This window comes from Mucilaginibacter sp., from assembly GCF_036383575.1.
GTDB lineage: Bacteria > Bacteroidota > Bacteroidia > Sphingobacteriales > Sphingobacteriaceae > Mucilaginibacter.
On sequence record NZ_DASVOB010000146.1, the window covers coordinates 1 to 2,069 of the forward strand.

Annotated in this window: 1 protein-coding gene; it reads left to right on the forward strand. The window is 40.9% G+C overall.

Annotated elements, in window-relative coordinates; genetic code table 11:
* Window positions 1–502: 502 nt before the first annotated feature.
* A partial coding sequence (locus tag VF500_RS05260) for an efflux RND transporter permease subunit (protein ID WP_330858668.1) occupies window positions 503–2,069 on the forward strand: 1,567 nt, incomplete at its 3' end.

A 2,069-nucleotide genomic window follows, 5' to 3' on the forward strand; every position in this document is an offset into this window, starting at 1 on the left:
CCTTACCGTTGTTAACTTTTTCCACAAAAATCAAGGTTATTAACAAAGAAAAAGAAGCAAAAAGAAAGCTTCAACAATAATAACAACCTCTATTATTTTGTTGAAGCTAATCTAAAGGCAATGACATGGCTTTTTTAACCAATAACGGCGAGACGACAACACCAGCAACGGCATAACACAGGTGTTCAGTTTTTTAAAAACGGGTGTTCAGCTTTTTATTTTTCAAAAACACAAGAAGCTGATTATCAGCAACAACTTATTCACACCCCAAAAAAACCCTAATCTCACAAAACATAACTACTTAATTATCAAGGCTGTTAATTTTTAAAAACAAGTACAAGTGTTCACACCTAAAAAACTGAACACTAAATACTGTATACAAATCTGTTAACCACAACATAACGCGTTACCAATTATATATTTGTCACATTATCACTATCATTAATAGGCAGATAGCGCAATTTTCGTAGTTTTGCGCCTCCTCTTACTATATCAACAACTAATGTTCTGGAAACATATAGCTTCTGCAATTCTTAAAAACAGGCTGATAATCTTTATTTGCGTTTTGGCGCTGAGTGCCTTTATGGGCTATGAAGCGTCGAAGGTAAAAATCACCTTCAACGGCGGTAAAGTGCTCCCTGTTACCGACTCGGCTTTTATACGGTACGCTGAATTTAAGAAAACGTTTGGGCAGGATGCTTCATCAATGGTTATCGGTATCAAGTCGCCGGAGATATTCAATAATAAAGATGTTTTTAATGACTGGTACCAGATTGGCGAGGAATTAAAAAAAGTAAAAGGGGTCAAGGCCGTGATCTCGGCCGCCAATATCTACAACCTGCAAAAGGATACCCTACAGCATAAATTTGTACTGAAACCTTTGGTTACCGGTCCGCTGCAAACAAAAGCAGCTGTCGACAGTGTAAAACAACAGCTTGCTTCCATGCCTTTTTATAAAGGATTAGTTGTGAGTGAAGATGGCCAAAGTACCTTAATGGCTATCACTTTTGACGATAAGATCATCAACACGCCTTTCCGTGTACCTATCATAAAAAAGATCGATCAGCTTGGGCAGACCTTTGAGAACAAACACAATATTAAAGTACACTACTCAGGTCTTCCACTTATCCGTACCGTAGTTGGCGACTTGGTAGCCCATGAATTTTCATTGTTCCTGAGTCTATCGGTGATCATTACCGGTCTTATCCTGCTACTGTTTTTCCGTTCGGTATTCCCGGTTATATTCCCGGTAATCATCGTGATAATGGGCGTGATATTTAGCCTGGGGGTATTGCAACTGATGCATTATGAAATGACTATCCTTACGGGCATCATTCCGCCACTTATTGTGGTGATCGGTATTCCTAACTGTGTATTCATCCTCAATAAATATTTTCATGAGTACGGCATCAGCGGCAATAAAATGGCAGCTTTGGAGGTTGCTGTGGAGCGCGCCGGTATTACCACTTTTATAGCCAATATTACTACCGCCATAGGTTTTGGCGTATTATGCTTTACCAACAGCGAATTACTTACCCAGTTTGGCCTAGTGGCTTCAATAGGCATACTGGGCACTTTTGCACTAAGCCTGATCCTGGTACCTATTATTTTCAGTTTCCTCCCTGCACCAAGGGCAAGCCAAACCGGTATTAAAGACAGTAAATTGATGGACGGCCTCCTGGCCCTGCTGGATAAACTGGTTCATACCAAACGCAAGGTTATTTACATCACCACAGTGGTACTGATCATCATCGCCGGTTTCGGCATGGCTAAAATGAATATCAATGGTTATGTGGTTGATGACCTGCCGCAAAGCAATAATACGCTGCACGATCTTAAGTTTTTCGAGTCGAATTTTAAGGGGGTTTTACCGCTGGAAGTTAGTATCGATACCAAACGCAAAAACGGAGTGATGAACTTAGCCACCATCCGCAAAGTGGAGAAGCTGGAAAAACTGATCTCCTCCTACCCTGAATTTAGTCGTTCTGTATCGTTGATCCAGGTGCTGAAGTTCAGTACGCAGGCATTTTATGGCGGCAACCCGGAGTATTACCGTTTACCTGATGGAC